The following is a 300-nucleotide window of genomic DNA, read 5'->3' as shown; positions in this document are numbered from 1 at the left end:
CTCTGGTCACCGCAGCAAATTGCGCGCAAACTCAAGCTCCTTTGGCCCAACAATTCTGAGAAATCTGTGTCCCACGAGACCATCTACAACGCCATTTACATGCACCCCCGTGGCGAGCTCAAGCGCGAATTGATCGCCTACCTCCGCCACCACAACCAGGTGCGCAAGCCGCGCAGTCGAGGTGACGACCGGCGCTACCAGATCCAGGACATGCAGAGCATCCATATCCGCCCTGCAGAGGTCGAGGACCGCCTGATCCCTGGTCACTGGGAGGGCGACCTGATCAAGGGCGCTGGCAAC

The 300-nt window shown here is 60.0% G+C and carries 1 protein-coding gene; it reads left to right on the top strand.

The genetic code is table 11. The features are described from left to right. Window positions 1-300, top strand: a 300-nt coding sequence (locus CR105_RS27620; protein WP_143752848.1) for an IS30 family transposase, incomplete at both ends; no start/stop codon positions are given.

It is taken from the genome of Massilia eurypsychrophila (assembly GCF_002760655.1).
Classification (GTDB): Bacteria; Pseudomonadota; Gammaproteobacteria; order Burkholderiales; family Burkholderiaceae_D; genus JAFCUW01.
This window is presented reverse-complemented; position numbering and strand designations above follow the sequence as displayed.